Source organism: Geobacillus sp. GHH01 (assembly GCF_000336445.1).
In the GTDB taxonomy this organism is placed as follows: domain Bacteria; phylum Bacillota; class Bacilli; order Bacillales; family Anoxybacillaceae; genus Geobacillus; species Geobacillus zalihae.
The window spans coordinates 2,617,889-2,633,805 of record NC_020210.1; the positions used below are offsets into that span (position 1 = coordinate 2,617,889).

The 15,917-nt window shown below is 54.1% G+C and carries 15 protein-coding genes, 1 other RNA gene and 1 other annotated feature (1 of these 17 cut by a window edge); of the genes, 1 reads left to right on the forward strand and 15 read right to left on the reverse strand.

The window, feature by feature from the left end; translation table 11 throughout:
- Positions 1–146: a binding site (T-box leader), on the reverse strand (it extends 79 nt beyond the left edge of the window).
- 47 nt (positions 147–193) lie between these two features.
- From GHH_RS12955 to GHH_RS13010, 13 genes are all read right to left on the reverse strand, one after another.
- On the reverse strand, positions 194–1,255 hold the full coding sequence (locus GHH_RS12955; RefSeq protein ID WP_015375470.1) for an AI-2E family transporter: 1,062 nt from the start codon (positions 1,253–1,255) through the stop codon (positions 194–196).
- Between the two features lie 118 nt (positions 1,256–1,373).
- The gene (locus tag GHH_RS18440) at positions 1,374–1,508 is read right to left on the reverse strand and encodes a YrzQ family protein (protein WP_013144658.1); all 135 of its coding nucleotides are present in this window, start codon (positions 1,506–1,508) and stop codon (positions 1,374–1,376) included.
- Between the two features lie 11 nt (positions 1,509–1,519).
- Positions 1,520–1,711, reverse strand: a complete 192-nt coding sequence (locus GHH_RS12960) for a hypothetical protein (protein WP_008881018.1) — start codon at positions 1,709–1,711, stop codon at positions 1,520–1,522.
- 15 nt (positions 1,712–1,726) lie between these two features.
- Complete coding sequence (locus tag GHH_RS12965; protein WP_011232037.1) at positions 1,727–2,200, reverse strand: PRC-barrel domain-containing protein; 474 nt, start codon at positions 2,198–2,200, stop codon at positions 1,727–1,729.
- Positions 2,201–2,225: 25 nt separating this feature from the next.
- Complete coding sequence (locus GHH_RS12970) at positions 2,226–4,586, reverse strand: ATP-dependent RecD-like DNA helicase (RefSeq protein ID WP_015375471.1); 2,361 nt, start codon at positions 4,584–4,586, stop codon at positions 2,226–2,228.
- A gap of 19 nt (positions 4,587–4,605) precedes the next feature.
- The gene (locus GHH_RS12975; RefSeq protein ID WP_011232039.1) at positions 4,606–5,268 is read right to left on the reverse strand and encodes a tetratricopeptide repeat protein; all 663 of its coding nucleotides are present in this window, start codon (positions 5,266–5,268) and stop codon (positions 4,606–4,608) included.
- A gap of 88 nt (positions 5,269–5,356) precedes the next feature.
- On the reverse strand, positions 5,357–6,472 hold the full coding sequence (mnmA, locus tag GHH_RS12980) for a tRNA 2-thiouridine(34) synthase MnmA (protein ID WP_011232040.1): 1,116 nt from the start codon (positions 6,470–6,472) through the stop codon (positions 5,357–5,359).
- A 15-nt stretch (positions 6,473–6,487) separates the two neighbouring features.
- A complete protein-coding gene (locus GHH_RS12985) occupies positions 6,488–7,630 on the reverse strand; it encodes a cysteine desulfurase family protein (RefSeq protein ID WP_013524205.1) in 1,143 nt (380 codons plus the stop codon).
- Positions 7,631–7,658: 28 nt separating this feature from the next.
- Complete coding sequence (gene cymR, locus GHH_RS12990) at positions 7,659–8,075, reverse strand: cysteine metabolism transcriptional regulator CymR (RefSeq protein WP_015375472.1); 417 nt, start codon at positions 8,073–8,075, stop codon at positions 7,659–7,661.
- A gap of 11 nt (positions 8,076–8,086) precedes the next feature.
- The gene (locus tag GHH_RS12995) at positions 8,087–8,320 is read right to left on the reverse strand and encodes a hypothetical protein (protein ID WP_015375473.1); all 234 of its coding nucleotides are present in this window, start codon (positions 8,318–8,320) and stop codon (positions 8,087–8,089) included.
- A gap of 40 nt (positions 8,321–8,360) precedes the next feature.
- Positions 8,361–9,656 (reverse strand): replication-associated recombination protein A, encoded by a 1,296-nt coding sequence (locus GHH_RS13000; RefSeq protein WP_015375474.1) that lies wholly within the window; start codon positions 9,654–9,656, stop codon positions 8,361–8,363.
- Positions 9,657–9,763: 107 nt separating this feature from the next.
- The gene (locus GHH_RS13005) at positions 9,764–10,624 is read right to left on the reverse strand and encodes a TetR/AcrR family transcriptional regulator (protein WP_015375475.1); all 861 of its coding nucleotides are present in this window, start codon (positions 10,622–10,624) and stop codon (positions 9,764–9,766) included.
- Positions 10,625–10,721: 97 nt separating this feature from the next.
- Positions 10,722–13,769 (reverse strand): efflux RND transporter permease subunit, encoded by a 3,048-nt coding sequence (locus GHH_RS13010; RefSeq protein WP_015375476.1) that lies wholly within the window; start codon positions 13,767–13,769, stop codon positions 10,722–10,724.
- A gap of 181 nt (positions 13,770–13,950) precedes the next feature.
- On the opposite strand from GHH_RS13010, the gene GHH_RS13015 reads away from it, so the two are divergent.
- Entirely contained in the window at positions 13,951–14,601 is a 651-nt protein-coding gene (locus tag GHH_RS13015; protein WP_041470553.1) for an RsfA family transcriptional regulator, read from the forward strand.
- A gap of 143 nt (positions 14,602–14,744) precedes the next feature.
- Here GHH_RS13015 and GHH_RS13020 read toward each other — a convergent pair whose 3' ends face one another.
- Positions 14,745–15,509, reverse strand: coding sequence for a ThiF family adenylyltransferase (locus tag GHH_RS13020; RefSeq protein WP_014196406.1), 765 nt, complete (start codon positions 15,507–15,509; stop codon positions 14,745–14,747).
- A 151-nt stretch (positions 15,510–15,660) separates the two neighbouring features.
- Positions 15,661–15,847: non-coding RNA, 6S RNA (ssrS, locus tag GHH_RS18445), on the reverse strand.
- Positions 15,848–15,917: the final 70 nt, after the last annotated feature.

Genomic DNA, 15,917 nt, shown 5'->3' on the forward strand with positions numbered 1-15,917 from the left:
GCCTTGCGTCAGGTTTTGCCTGCGCTCCGGATTAGCCTTCTGTTGCCCTTCATCTGGAATTTCTTTCAGCCGCGGAAATTCCTCTCTGTGCGCGAACTCGCGCGTTAAGATGGACTGCAACATACTCGATCCGTCATCGCGTTATGTATTCGCTTTTTTCATTGAAAGATTATAGACAAGCAGAGAGCATTTGTCAATGCGAAGCATAATGCTCTTTCCAATGGGCGATGGCCACTTTCAGCACCGCCGCCGTCGGAACGGCAAGAATGAGGCCGAGCACGCCGGCGAGTTCACCGCCGGCAAAGAGGGCGAGCATAATGGCAAGCGGATGCATATGCACGCTTTTGCCGACGATCAGCGGCGACAAAACGTTCCCTTCTAAAAACTGCAAGGTAAAAATGATGACAAGCACGATCACGACCATTTTCAGCGAGACGGTGGCAGCCAAAATGACCGCTGGAACGGCGCCGATCAGCGGGCCAAAATACGGGATGATGTTCGTCACGCCAATGACAAAGCCGAGCAACAGCGGATAATCCATGCCGGCAAGCCACAAGCCGAGCGCCGCCGCCAGACCGATCGCCGCACAGACGAACAGCTGGCCGCGAATGTAGCCGCCGAGCGATTCATCGACATCCTTCAAAAACGCCATCCCCGGCCCACGCCACCGCTTCGGTGTCATGTACCAAACCGCTTTTTTCAACACATCGATATCTTTTAACATATAGAAGACGATAAACGGAATGATCAACAGCGTCGCCGCCGAACCGATGAACGATTTGGCGGCATGAATCGCCATCGCGACGGCGGCCGCCGCTGCTTGCTCGATCTCGGCAAACATCCCCTCGATGCGTGTGTGCACCTCAAGCGGCCAATTCGACGTCTCGTCGTGGATGTGGCGCACCCATTGGCGGTATGTATTCATCAAAGACGGCAGCTGTTCATCCAGTTCACGCAACTGGGCGATGAATAGCGGCACGCCGCGGTACAAGCCGTAGCCGACCAAACCGAAAAACAACAAATAAATCAACAAAATGGCAAGGGCGCGCGGCATTCCTTTGCGATGGATGGATTCCACAAGCGGGTAGAGCAAATACGTAATAAACGACGCCAGCAAAAACGGCGTCAACACCGTTGCGATAAAATCAATGACCGGCCGCCAAACGTCTTTCATTCGAACGATCAAATAGATGATTGCCGTAATCAGCAGCCATTTTCCGATGCGAAAGAACGACAGCCATTGTTGCTCGCCCATCGCCACACCTCCTACCGTTTAGTGTAGGAGATGCGGCGGGAAATATGCCTTCACCGCTTTTAGCACTATTTGACAGCCACAAGGCGACGCCCCCGCGCAAAGGCGAGGGCGAGCGCCGTCAGCGGATCGCTTGCATCAAGCGGCGGCGCATCCTCCGCATCGTGCGACCGTTCATCCAATCGTTTCGTTGGGCGAGCTGATAAGCGGCGACGCCTAATCCGACTGCTAACAGCGACGTCATCATCCGGTTCATGCGTGTCCCCCCTAAAATTGGATCGTGCGTTCGTGGTCGTCAAACAAGTCGTCAAGGGAACTCAACGTTCCGTCTTCTTCCACTTGATGGGCGTGGATCATCCCTTTCGAGACGGACAGCTCAATAAAGCAATCCCAGCAGTAGTACTGGTTGACGCCGATTTTCCCTAAATTTTTTCGTTTGCAATTCGGGCAAATGAGCATGGACAGCCACTCTCCTTACATCGTTGTTTCCACGGTGACCACGCCTTCTCTGGCGGTGAACGGAGCGAGCTCCATTCGTTTCTTTCCTTCGGTCAAATCGGAAAAAAATCCCTCGCTGATCTCGTATCCGTCAATTTTGCCCAATTGCCCGTCAAAATATACGTCATCCAACAGTCCGATCGTTGTTCCGTCCGCGGCGACAACCATGCTGCCGGCGAGGCCGCGTTCGCCGTAAAGAGAGTGGCCGCTGTCAGGAGAAGGAAACGGCTGGAAGCTATCTGCATCACAGATGATGACTCGGTCGTTTTCGAACGACTGCACGGCTGAAAGCGGCAAATAGCGGCGGCGGCCGAACAAACCGCCCTGTTCCGCGACAAGCCCTTTGACCGCGCCGTGGCTGGTAAACCAAATGTCAGCGATCGTTCCGACCATTTTTCCCGTCGTTTGTTCATAAATGGGAAGGCCCTTGATGTCGGAAAACGTCCGCATCGTTCTCCCACCTTTCCAGCCACCTTTAGCTTGGCTCATCGCCCATAAAGTCATACGGCGTAACGTTTTCCATCCCCATGTTCGCCTCTTCAAACGGCAGTTCGACCTCGACAAACGGAGCCGTCGCCCCCGCCAGCTTCTCAGCGAGCGCCGTCTGGCGCGCTCCGTCGCTTTGTTTTGCGACGCCGAATCGAAACGCTTCCTCTTCCCCGCATAAAACGAGAAACTGCTTGCTTCTTGTCACCGCAGTATACAACAAATTCCGTTTCAACATCCGGTAATAGTTTTTGACGACGGGCAAAATGACGATTGGAAACTCGCTTCCTTGCGCCTTATGAACCGAACAGCAGTACGCATGGGTGATTTGTCCTAAATCTTGCCGTGTGTACGTCACTTCAATGCCATCAAACGAGACGACGAGCAAGTCTTGCTTTTCCGTATTTTCTTTGGCGTAAAAAATGGCAACGATTTCGCCGATGTCGCCGTTAAACACATTGTCTTCCGGTTGATTGACGAGCTGCAGCACCTTATCGCCGACGCGGTAGACGACCTCACCGACCGACAGCTCCCGCTTCCCCTCAGCCGGCGGGTTGAACAGCTCTTGAAGCGCTTTGTTCAATTGGTCAATGCCCGCTGGACCACGGTACATCGGGGCGAGCACTTGAATATCTTTGACGGAAAACCCTTTTTTGCGCGCGTTGTCCGCTATTTGCCGCACGACATCGACGACCTGGCCCGCACGGCAGCGGATGAAGGAACGGTCTGCCTTCGGAGCGGTCAAATCGTCCGGCACGACGCCGCGCTTCATCTTATGGGCAAGCTCGATGATCGATGATCCTTCCGCCTGGCGATACACCTCGGTCAACCGAGCGAACGGAATGACGCCTGAAGAGAGCAAGTCTTTCAGCACTTGCCCTGGCCCGACGGATGGCAATTGATCCTCATCGCCGACGAAAATGACTTGCATGCCGTTTGGCACGGCTTTTAACAGCTGGTTGGCGAGCCACGTGTCGACCATCGACATCTCATCGATGACAAGCAGCTTGCCGGAAATCGGTTCGTTCTCGTCGCGGCTGAACCCTTCCGCCCCATTCCAGCCGAGCAAGCGGTGGATCGTCGCCGCCGGCAGCCCGGTCGCCTCGCTCATCCGCTTCGCCGCTCGGCCGGTCGGTGCGGCCAGCAGCACCGGAAACGGCTCGCCTTGTTTGTAGTCAGCCGGGTCAAGAGACAGGCCGTTTAGGGCGGCAAACAGCTCGACGATGCCTTTGATGACCGTCGTTTTCCCCGTTCCCGGACCGCCGGTCAAAATAAACAGCGGCGAAGAAAGCGCTTGTTGGATCGCTTCCCTTTGCTGGGGGGCATATTGCATGCCAAGCCGTTCCTCAAGCGCCCCAAGCGCCAGCAAAAACTCCGACTCGGCAAACGCCGACGGCGGCGTCTGCCCGAGCAGCCGCTTAATGTTGGAGACGATCCCTTTCTCGGCGAAGTAAAGGGAAGGGAGATAATAACGCCCTTGCTCGGCGATCAGCTTCCCTTCTTCGCTTAACATCAGAAGCGTTTGGCTGATCGCTCGTCCATCCACCGCACCGCTCAGCCTTCCGTCAAGCAGCTCCCCGATGCGCTCCATCAGCTCTTCCTCGCGCAAATAAACGTGCCCTTCCTGCAAGCACGCCTGTTCAAGAACAAACAACGAGGCGGCGCGCAGCCGGGCCGGATGGCTGCCGGAAATGCCGAGCTGGCGCCCGATTTCATCAGCGCGGCCAAAGCCGATCCCTTCGATATCCTCAACGAGCTGGTACGGGTTCTCGTGGATGATGTCAACCGCTTCTTCGCCATACGCTTGGTAAATTTTCATGGCCAGCTGCGGGCCAAAACCGAGCTGGGCGAGGGCGATCATCGTTTGCTCAAGCCCTTCGTGGGCGCGAAGCGCATCGTACAGTTGCTTCGCCTTTTTTTTCGTCAGCTTCGGCACACGCTCTAGCGCCCTGGGGTCGCGCAAAATCGCGGCGATCGCGTTTTCGCCGAGCGTCTCGACAATCGCCGCAGCCGTTTTTTTGCCGATTCCTTTAAACAAACCGCTCGATAAATAATGAATGACTCCTTCTTTCGTGTTCGGAAGCTGTTTGCGGAACTGACTAGCCGCATATTGGCGGCCAAAACGCGGATGTTGGCGGAATTGTCCGTAAAAGATGTAGACGTCCCCTTCGTTTAAACGCGGAAAATAGCCGGTGACGACGACTTCCTCCTCAACGGGCGCTTCGTTCGTTTCCTCAACGCGCACGCGGACGACCGTGTACAATGTTTCCTCATTATGAAAAATGACCGCCAAGCACACTCCTTTAATGAACGTGCGTCCGTCAAGGGCGAGGATTTGTTGCTCTTGCAACAGCCATCCCCCTGCCTTTTTACGGCGCAAGCCGCTTTTCCATCAGTTTCTTTCCGTATCCGGCAAGCACGTGATCGGGCTTGGCTTCCAAGGCAGCGGCAAACATATTGCGGGCGGCATCGAGCTCATCTTTGTACGCATAAATGACGCCTAAATTGTAGTACGCATCAGCGTGGCGCGGATCGAGTTCCAACGTTTTTTCGAAATAACGCTTCGCCTCATCGACATAATCGAGCGTGGCGAGGCAAAGGCCAAGCTGAAACAGCGCTTCGGCATCCGTCTCGTTCAGCTCAGCCGCGCGCTGCAAATACGGCAGCGCCAGCCGCGGCATCTCGAGCCGCCATAAGGACATGCCGAGCATAAAATGCGTATCGGCATCGTCAAGACCAAGCCCTAGCGCGCGCTCAAACATATCTTTCGCTTTCGCGAACTGCTCACGCTTATAATGCACTGTACCCATGCCGTAATACGCGGCCGCCGCCTTCTTGTCAATTTTCAACGCCTGCCGGAAACAGTCAAGCGCCTTCTCTTCTTCACCGGCAGCAACGAGAACCGTGCCGATGTTAATGTACCCGGCCGGATCGTCCGGATGCTGTTCGACCGCAGCGGAAAAACAGCGGATGGCTTCCTCATACTTCCCCTCGCGCATATACGCCAAGCCTTGTTCGTTGAAATTGGCCACCGCCCATCCCCCCTGATTCAACGTGATTTTCAAGCAACGGCCCCCAGCCTAATAGCCTGATTGAAGATCGTGCGCACCGGCACATCCGTCAACCAACATACCAAAGCTTTTCGCCGTTGCGGAACACTTCATCGATCGTGCCGCCGCCGAGGCATTCCTCGCCGTTGTAAAAAACAACCGCCTGCCCCGGCGTCACCGCCCGCGCCGGCGCATCAAACACGACTTCCGCCCCGCCGTCCGCAAGCGGGTGGACCGTCACGCCGACATCAGGCTGACGATAGCGAAATTTCGCCGTGCAACGGAACGGCGCTTCCGGCTTGCGGTCAGACACCCAGTTGACATCGACCGCCTTTAGCGAGGTGGAATACAAATATTCGTTTTCAAACCCTTGGGCGACATACAGCACATTTTCGCGCACATCTTTGCCGACGACAAACCACGGTTCGCCGCTGCCGCCGATGCCAAGGCCGTGGCGCTGGCCGATCGTGTAATACATGACGCCGTCATGCCGCCCTTTCACTTCGCCATCGAGCGTTTTCATCACTCCCGGCTGGGCCGGCAAATAATGGCTCAAAAATTCTTTGAAATCGCGTTCACCGATAAAACAAATGCCCGTGCTGTCTTTTTTTCCAGCGGTGGCGAGCCCAGCCTCTTTCGCAATCCGGCGCACGTCCGCTTTCTGCAAATGGCCGATCGGAAACATCACTTTCGACAGCTGAGCTTGGCCGAGCTGGTTTAAAAAGTACGTTTGATCTTTGTTCGGGTCGGCTCCGCGCAGCATTTTATATTCGCCATCGCGAAACTCGACGCGGGCGTAATGGCCGGTTGCGATGTAATCGGCGCCGATCGACATGGCGTGCTCTAAAAACGCCTTGAACTTAATTTCCTTATTGCACATCACGTCCGGGTTCGGCGTGCGCCCGGCTTTGTATTCATTCAAAAAGTACGTAAACACTTTGTCCCAATACTGTTTTTCAAAATTGACCGCATAATACGGGATGCCGATTTGGTTGCAGACGCGCACGACATCTTCGTAGTCCTCAGTCGCCGTGCAAACGCCGTTTTCATCGGTGTCATCCCAGTTTTTCATAAAAATGCCGATCACATCATATCCTTGTTCTTTCAATAGCAGCGCAGCGACCGACGAGTCGACCCCGCCGGACATGCCGACGACGACGCGCGTTTCGTGCGGCGCTTTGTTCATGCTGTTTCCCCCCCTTTAGCGGTTTGTGAGCCGCTTTATGATCTTCACGGTTTCCTCGGCCGCCCGCTCGATTTGTTCCATCGTATTGCCGAGCCCGAAGCTGAAGCGCACAGACGAACGGATGCGCTCCGACTCTTTTCCGCACATCGCGACAAGCACGTGCGACGGGTCGATTGACCCGGCGGTGCATGCTGACCCGCTCGAGGCGGCAATGCCGGCTAAATCCAAGTTCACGAGCAGCGATTCGACATTCGTTCCCGGGAAGGCGACATTCAAAATATGCGGCAGGCCATCCGGGCGGCCGTTGACCGCATAGTCGATCCCTGAGGAGCGGAAAATCGCAAGCATCGCCTCGCGCCACGCCGCATATTGCCGACGTTTCTCTTCCCTTGTTCGCTCAGCGATTTCCGCCGCCTGCGCCAAGCCGATGATGCCGGGGACGTTTTCCGTGCCGGCGCGCCGCTTCCGCTCCTGTTCGCCGCCGAAAAGGAGCGGAGTGATGCGGACCGTTTCCCGGACATAAAGCGCGCCGCTTCCTTTCGGGCCGTTGATTTTATGAGCGGAAATCGACAGCAAATCGATCCCGTATTCATTCACATCGATCGGAAGAAGCCCGTACGCCTGGACGGCGTCCGTATGGAAATAAGCCGGATGATCGCGAAGCAGCGCCCCGATTTCGCGAATCGGCTGGATCGTGCCGACTTCGTTGTTGGCAAACATGACCGACACCAAAACGGTCTCATCGCGCAGCGCGGCCTTGACATCCTCGACCGATACCGTCCCTTGTTCGTCAACGGGCAAATACGTGACCTCAAACCCTTGCGTCTCTAAATATTCACAAGCGCGCAGCACCGCATGATGCTCGATGGCGGTTGTAATGATATGATTGCCGCGGCCGCGGTTCGCTATGGCCGTTCCGATGACCGCAAAGTTATCTGCTTCCGTGCCGCCGCTTGTAAACACAATCTCCGTCTCTTTCGCCCCAATCGAGCGGGCGATGACAGCCCTCGCTTCATCGACCGCGCGGCGGCTCTGCCGTCCAAAATGATGGATGCTTGACGGGTTGCCGAACTGTTCCGTCATCCACTGGACCATACCGGCAGCCACGTCTGGATGGACCGGGGAAGTTGCCGCATGGTCCAAATAAATCCGTTCCAACGGCCATTCTCCTTTCCTTTCTGTATGCTTAAATATAAAACATATATGCCCCTTCATCCCCGTCGCTATACTTCGCCAAATCTTCGAGCGTTGTGCTGTCGAGCACTTCCTCGACCGCATCGCGGATGCGAATCCATAGCTCGCGCTTCGCCGGCTCTTCCTCCTCGAGCTCCTCGACCGGGGCCAGCGGCCCCTCCAACACGCGCAAAATGTCGCCGGCGGTGATTTTCGCCGGATGTTCAGCAAGCACATAGCCGCCATACGCTCCGCGAATGCTTTTGACGAGCCCGGCGTTGCGCAGCGGCGTGACGAGCTGCTCTAAATAATGTTCGGATAAATTGTTCGCCTTGGCGATCGAACGAAGCGAGATCGGACGATCGCCATATTTTTTGGCCAATTCAATCATAATCGTCAAGCCATATCGGCCTTTCGTCGAAATCTTCATTCATATCCCTCCTAACGGCTTAACCCTTGCGTCCGAGTGCCGGCGGCCGGTCCAAGCAGGCGGCTTGCGACCTTTTGGCATTGCGGCAGCGCCAAGCCGGCAATCGAACCGATCGTCACACAAAAAAGGAACGTGCCAAACGACACCGGGCCGCCGAGCAACCAGCCGGCCAACAGCACGAACGCTTCGATCCCGATGCGAATGTACGCCACGTTCCATCCGGTCAGCTCGGTCAAAGCGAGCATGAAACGCCTGTGTTATTATATCATAAAAATCCCTTTCCCTTCACGGCTGAACCTTGACCTCTTGTTTCAACTGCTCAAGCCGCCGGTACACTTTGGCGTAATGTTTTTCCTCGCCATGCTCTTTCGGTTCATAATAGCGGACGCCTTCCAGAGCGGAGGGCAAATACGTTTGCGCCACCCAGCTGTTCGGATAATCGTGCGGATACAAGTAGCCTTGTCCACGCCCGAGTGCAGCCGCCCCTTTGTAATGAGCGTCTTTTAAATGATCCGGAATATCGCCAAGCTTGCCGGAACGGACATCGGCAATGGCAGCGTCCAGCGCCTTGTAAGCACTGTTGGATTTCGGGCTTAAACAGAGTTCAATCGTCACAACCGCGAGCGGAATGCGCGCTTCCGGCAGCCCGAGGCGTTCCGCCGCTTCGACCGCTGCCTGTACTTTCACTCCCATCATCGGATTGGCAAGTCCGATGTCCTCATAAGCCATCACAAGCAATCTCCGGCAAACGGCCGCCAAGTCTCCGCCTTCAAGCAGACGGGCCAAATAATGAAGCGCGGCATCGGCATCGCTGCCGCGCACGCTTTTTTGAAACGCGGACAACAACGAATAATAATGATCGCCATATTTGTCATGGGTAAAACCGCGGTTTGCGGTGCATGAAGCCACGATATCCTCATCAATATACAAGCGGCCGTGGCGCTCATCGGCAGCCGCAACCGCCGCCTCCAGAAGCGAAAGCGCGACGCGCGCATCCCCACCGGCTGCCTCGGCGATGCGCCATAACAACGACTCGTCAATGACAACCGGCGGCTCGCCGACCCCTCGTTCCGGATCAGCGAGCGCCCGTTTCAGAATGATCAAGAGGTCATCCGGCGTGAGCGGTTTCAGTTGTTGGATTTGCCCGCAGCGGCTGCGAATGGCGGGATTGACCTCGTGAAACGGGTTTTCCGTTGTGGCGCCAATCAAGGTCACGAGCCCGGATTCGAGATGCGGCAACAAAACGTCTTGCTGCGCTTTATTCAGCCGATGGATTTCGTCGATAAATAAGAGGACATTGCCCGACCAACGCGCCGCTTCGACTGCCTCTTCGATTTCCTTTTTGCCGGCGGTCGTCGCATTGATGGCGACCCATTCGCGCCCGGCGGTGCGGGCAATGGCGTAAGCGAGTGACGTCTTCCCTGTCCCCGGCTCTCCGTAAAGCAAAAGCGAGGGAACATGACCTTTTTTGACCATTTTATAAAGCGGCGTACTAGGGCCAATGATGTGCTGTTGCCCAACGATCTCATCGATCGTCCGCGGCCGCATCCGCCAAGCAAGCGGCTCCGTCGTTTTGGGCATGCCGACCCCCTCCTTGAGATTGATGACGCTATGTTCACAGACATCCTCCGATGCCGCCTATTCATTTTCGGCGAATGGGGCGTCTCCCCGTGGGAAGAGCGGTGGTTTTAATCAAAATAGCGTTCAATGGCCTCCTTCAACTCATTGTACAGCGGAAGCGAGTATTTCGCCAAATAGAGCAAAAGCGCCTCCACCATAAACCGCCTAGCTGTCTCCCCTTTCTCGAGTTCTTCCTTCAATAAGCGCAGCGAGCGAAGAATATCGTCTTCAACCGGACGCATCGCCGCCATGCGCTCTAAACAGCTGATGGCCCGTTCTTTCCATTGACTCCGCTCTTGGGTCGCCGCAGCCATGTAATCCGCCATCATCGTTTCATCGAGCAACCCCGTCTTGCCGTCAAGCAGGCTGGCAACGATGGCATCAAGCCGATCGAGCAAGAAGGGGGCAAGCTTCTCAGGAAGTAGCGGCTTTCGGTCTACCGCCAAGTAAATCAGATATTCTTTCAGCATTCCGTTGAGCATCGTCGCGCAATCAAACGAAACTGGACGCACTTGTTCGCCGTATATGTCTTCAATCGCCCGGCGATACCAGTGGAGCGTATGGGCGCGGATGCGAAACACCAGATGCTGCACCTCATGGCTCACCTTCACGGCTTGTTCGCCCAACTGCATTTGCACCAGCTCTTTATGTTCGTCAAACAGCTGGATTTGTACAGTCAACTGACGGCAAAACCGCTCGCGCGCGGTTAAGGAGGGATCAGCCTCGATTTGTTTAAGCTGGTGAAACAAGACTTCATAATGGTAGCGGAAAATCGATACAGCCAACTCTTCTTTTGATTTGAAATAATTGTAAATCGAACCTTTGGCTACTCCGCTCCGTTCGGCGATTTCCTGCATGGAGGCAGCGTGATAGCCTTTTTCGGCGAATAATTTCATCGCCGTTTCAATGATGTCCTCTTTCCGTCCCAATGTTTTCTCCTTCCTTACTCCTTCTTCATGTCCATTATAGTCGATCTTGCCATGAAAAAAAATGCCGGACGGCCCGTTATCCGGCCATCCAGCCCTGTCATTTTGCCATCGGTTCGCGTTTTGCCGTCCGGAAGAAAAACGCCTCATACATCGCAGGAATGAACACAAGCGTCAATAACGTCGACGACGTCAGGCCGCCGATGACAGTGATGGCCAGCCCTTTCGAAATCAACGTGCCGGCCTCATTCGTCAGCGCAAGCGGAATGAGCGCTGTCACAGTCGCAAAGGCTGTCATTAAAATCGGCCGCAGCCGTATTTTGCCGGCTTCAATGATGGCGCTTCGCACCGTCATCCGTTTTTGTTCGCGGTTTTGCCCGATTCGATCCACCAGCACGATCGCATTGGTCGTCACGATGCCAATGAGCATCAACAAGCCGATCATGACGCTGATGGAAAGCGGCTCATCGGCCACATACAAAGCAAACAGCGAACCGATGGGAACAAACAAAAGGGAAGATAAAATGATCAGCGGCACCCGCACTTTGCCAAATGTAATCAGCATCGTCAAATACACAAGCCCGATGGCCGCCGCCATGGCCACACCGAGCTCGCGGAACGTCTGCACCGTCTCATCGCTTCCGCCGCCCGTTTTCACTGTGACATCGGATGGGATCTTCAAATCATTTACATGTTTCGAAATATCATTCGTGACTTTCTGAATGTTGTCGCCGACAATCTGGGCGGATACGCGGGCAAACACTTTTCCGTCCAGCTTTTGAATGGACGTATACACGTCCGCCTCTTTCACTTCGGCGACAGCTGAAAGTGGAATCACTCCGTTTCTCGTCACGATCGGAAGCTCTTTCAACTCATCGATCGATCCCAACGTTTCATCATACGAAAGTTCGACTTGCTCATCCTTGCCGCCGAGTTTCAGCGTCCCTACATCGACCGGTTTGGTTGCATCGGCCACCGCCCCGAGCAATTGCATGCCCGAAACGCCATAAGCGGCCGCCTTTTCCGGATCAATGGCGACAATCACTTGTTTTTGCTTTTCCGTCAAGTTATTCGTCACATCTTTGACATCATCGCGTTGTTTTAAATACGTCTCGACCTGTTTGGCTGCTGTTTGGAGCGCCTCCAAGTCATTGGAGTATAAGTCAATATTCACGTTATTATTCGTTGGCGGCCCTCCGCTCGACATCTCTTGCACGCCCACTTTGGCCCCGGGCGCGAGCTGATTGGCGATGCGGCGCATTTCTTTTTCGAGAACGGCCACGGTTTTCGCGGTGTCAGCGCTGTCCTTTAATAGAATATAATAGCTGGCTTGATTGGGCCGTTTCAATCCTGTGCGGAAATCGCGGCTTCCCACTGCGGCGGTGACGCTCTCGACATCGCTTCGTTTTAAAAACATCTTTTCCATCTCCAACGACACATCATTCGTTTTGACCACCGATGTGGAAGCCGGCAGTTCAATGCTCGCCACCAGCGTTTTCTGCTCTTCGTTCGGCAAAAACGTAAATCCAAGTTTCGGCACGAGCGCCAATGAACCAACCAATAGCACAACCGACAACACAAAGACAATCGCTTTATGGTTGAGCGCCCATTCAATGATTCGGCCATACAGACGCTGAAGCGCTCCTTCTTTTTCCTCTGGCGGCACACGGCGGAACGAAAATTTCGCTAAAATCGGCACAACCGTCACGGCCACCAACAAAGAGGCCAACAGGGCAAACGTAATCGTCAAGGCAAAAGGCAGGAAAAATTCCCCTGTAATGCCCCCAACAAGCCCGAGAGGCAAAAAGACGACAACCGTTGTGATGGTCGAGGACACAATCGCTTTGACAATTTCTTTCGTTGATTGCTCGACTAAATCATCGCTCATGCCTGTTTTCTCCCGGCGGACGCGGCGGAAAATATTTTCGATCACGACAATGCTGTCATCCACGACTCGGCCGACGGCGACGGCCATGCCGCCAAGCGTCATGACATTGAGGGTAATATCCATACGATTGAGAAAAATGGCCGATACAAGCAGCGAGAGCGGAATCGAGACGATGGCAATCACAGTCGCCCGAACGTTGCGCAAAAAGAGCAAGACGGCCAACGAAGCGAACAGCGCCCCGAGCAGCCCTTCACGGACAAGCGATTCAACGGATTGTTTGATGCCAGCTGACGAATCAAACCCGATGGAATAATCAAACTGATGTTTGTAGGAATTCAGCACGTTGATCACTTGGTCTGCCACTTCAATCGTATTGGCATCTTGTTTTTTCGTCACGGCCATCGACAGCGATGGCTTCAAATTATAGCGGGTGAATTCGCTTTGCTCGTTGACTTCCTCAATCGTCGCAATATCCCCAAGCTTCACGGGAGAGACGCGCTGCAATCCATTCGCCGCCATAGGAACAGCTGTCGGCACGAGTTTCAGATTTTTCAACTCATGGATGGTGTTCAATTTTTCCTCGACGCGAACCGGAATTTGCCATGTATCGGTTTGCAACGTTCCAGCCGGGAACGCCAACACCTTTTCATTGATTTGGTTTTTAATCTCTGACAAGGTCAATCCCGCCTGAGCGGCCTTTTTCCGATCGACTGTGATCCGGATGAGGCGCTCGCTGTCTCCACCGATCGAAACGGAATTCACCCCGTCGATTTTATTCAATTCTGGAATCACTTCGGTTTCCAGCAACGTTTGCAGATCGGTTTCGTTTTTGGCAAACAAGGAAATGTTGAAAACCGGGATGGAACCGAATGAAAACCGATTGACTTCCGTTTGGACATGATCGGGCAATCCTGCCTTATCAATGAGCGATTCGACCTGCCGCTCCATTTTCTCCATATCTGTCCGAAACGGGAATTCAAGATTGATAACAGCCATTCCTTCATAGGAAGAACTCTGCATTTGCTTAAGCCCGTCAAGGGACTTCAGTTTTTCCTCGAGCTTGGCCGTGACCTCCTCATTCACGTCTTGCGGAGAAGCCCCAGGATAGACCGCTTCAATCGACAACTGGGGAAATTCAATGTTCGGCAGCAAATCGACCTTCAAGGAGGAGAAGGAATACAGTCCTAGAAACATGAGCAAAAACGAACATACAAACACAGCTGCCGCATTTTTCAAACTGAACCTAGTCAAAAACGTCATCATGCCACCTCTCATCCCACGATTTTGACCAATCAGTCTAATTATTTTGAACTGACCGGTCATACAAAACTATTTCTATGATACATGAAAATGGGAAAAATGAAAAGGGCGAAGTTTAAAGTGGAAATCAAACGGAAAAACTATGACCATATCAACATTACCATTTGATGGGGTGGACAACATGAAAACAAGACAGGATGCTTGGTCACATGAAGAAGATGTACTGTTGGCTGAAACGGTGCTGCAATATATACGCGAAGGAAAAACGCAACTTGCCGCTTTTGAAGTCGTTGGGAGACAACTGCACCGCACAGCGGCAGCATGCGGATTCCGTTGGAACGCCGAGGTGCGCAAACGGTACCTTGAGGCGATCGAACAGGCAAAAAAGCAGCGGAAAGAACGGAAACGGGCGCTCGAAATGATGAAAAAGTGGCAAAAAGACAGTACGGTTGCTACTTGGAGTCCTTCTGGAGAACGGGATGGCGCCGAAGGGTCATCGCCTTTTCTCCCGGCGGCCCCATTGACACTGGAGCAGTGCATTTCATTTTTGCAAACATTGCGGCGCGGCATCGAGGAGATGGAAGCGATCCGCCAAGACAACGAGCGCCTGAAACGCGAGCGGGCGGAATGGCAGGCACGGAACGAACAGCTTGCTCAAAAACTCGAACGCCTTGAAACGAGGCAGACCACCGTGCAAGAAGATTATGAGGCGCTCGTGAAAATCATGGCCCGCGCCCGCCAGCTCGCTTCCGAAGAAGGCGACCGCTTCTCTCTTGCCCAGCTGTTTGCCGCCGAGGCGAACGGATCGAACGAATCGCTCGCCCATTCATAAAAAAAGAAGGTGCCCCAACAAAGCATCGGGACACGTTTTCACCGCTGGAACCACGAACAGCGCCCGCTAACAAACCGGTGAATGCACCGATGTTCACAGGAATCTCCACCTTCCCATTTTGTTCGAAATGAAGGTGGAGTCGTTCAATCGTCGCCAACGCGCCTGATGGGAATTCCCTCTAATAGACGATGAATCACGTAGGAAGCCATAATAAGCCCGGCAACTGATGGAACGAAAGCATTCGAAGACGGCGGCATTTTCGCCTTGCGGATCGGCGAAGCGTCATTGCCGACGACCTGGCGGACATCTTCGCGGATTTTCACCGGCTTCTCGTCGGAAAAGACGACCGGAATGCCGCGGCGGATCCCTTCTTTGCGCAGCTTGGCGCGGATGACTTTCGCGATCGGATCGGTGTGTGTTTTCGAAATATCGGCAATGCGGAACCGGGTCGGATCCATTTTGTTCGCCGCACCCATGCTGGAGATGATCGGAATGCCGCGCTTGAGGCATTGTTTCATCAAATGCACTTTGTACACAATCGTGTCGGACGCATCGATGACAAAATCCAGATCATAGGCGAAAAATTGCTCATACGTCTCTTCCGTATAAAACATTTGCAAAGCGATCACCTCGCACGCCGGGTTGATGTCGGCGATGCGCTCTTTCATGAGCTCCACTTTCGGACGCCCGATGGTCGAGAGCAACGCATGGATTTGCCGGTTGATGTTGGTGATATCGACGTTATCGCGATCAACAAGCACCAATCGGCCAATGCCGGAACGGGCGAGCGCCTCGACGGCGAACGACCCCACGCCGCCGACGCCAAGGACGGCGACGGTGGCGTTTTTTAAGCGTTCCAACCCTTCAGGGCCAATCGCGAGTTCATTGCGGGAAAATTGGTGCAGCATCGTTCTCCTCTCCGTTTGCTCCAAAATTGGTGTTTATGCCGCTTTTTATCCTACCATCAAGACAGCAAAAGAGGCAACGGCATTTTGCTGGCAAAACAAAACCCCTACGCGGCCATCCGCATAGGGGAAATGTTGTTGATTCCTTACTGTTGCCAGTCCCAATCGTGCCGTCGATGCCTTCGTTTTGAACCCGCTCTCCCATAGGTGGGTGCCCTGTTCCAAGGTTTGCGCTTCCCCTGTGACGAAGAGGCGTGCACGCCGCTTGGAAACCCCGAGCTCCCGGATCATAAACTGTTCGGTCAAAACGATCAGTGATCCGACGAACACATTAGGACGGTTGTTAGTTTGATTGTAACACATTTTTCAGCCTTTGTGAACACCTATTGCCAACGTTTCTTTTTCAGATGC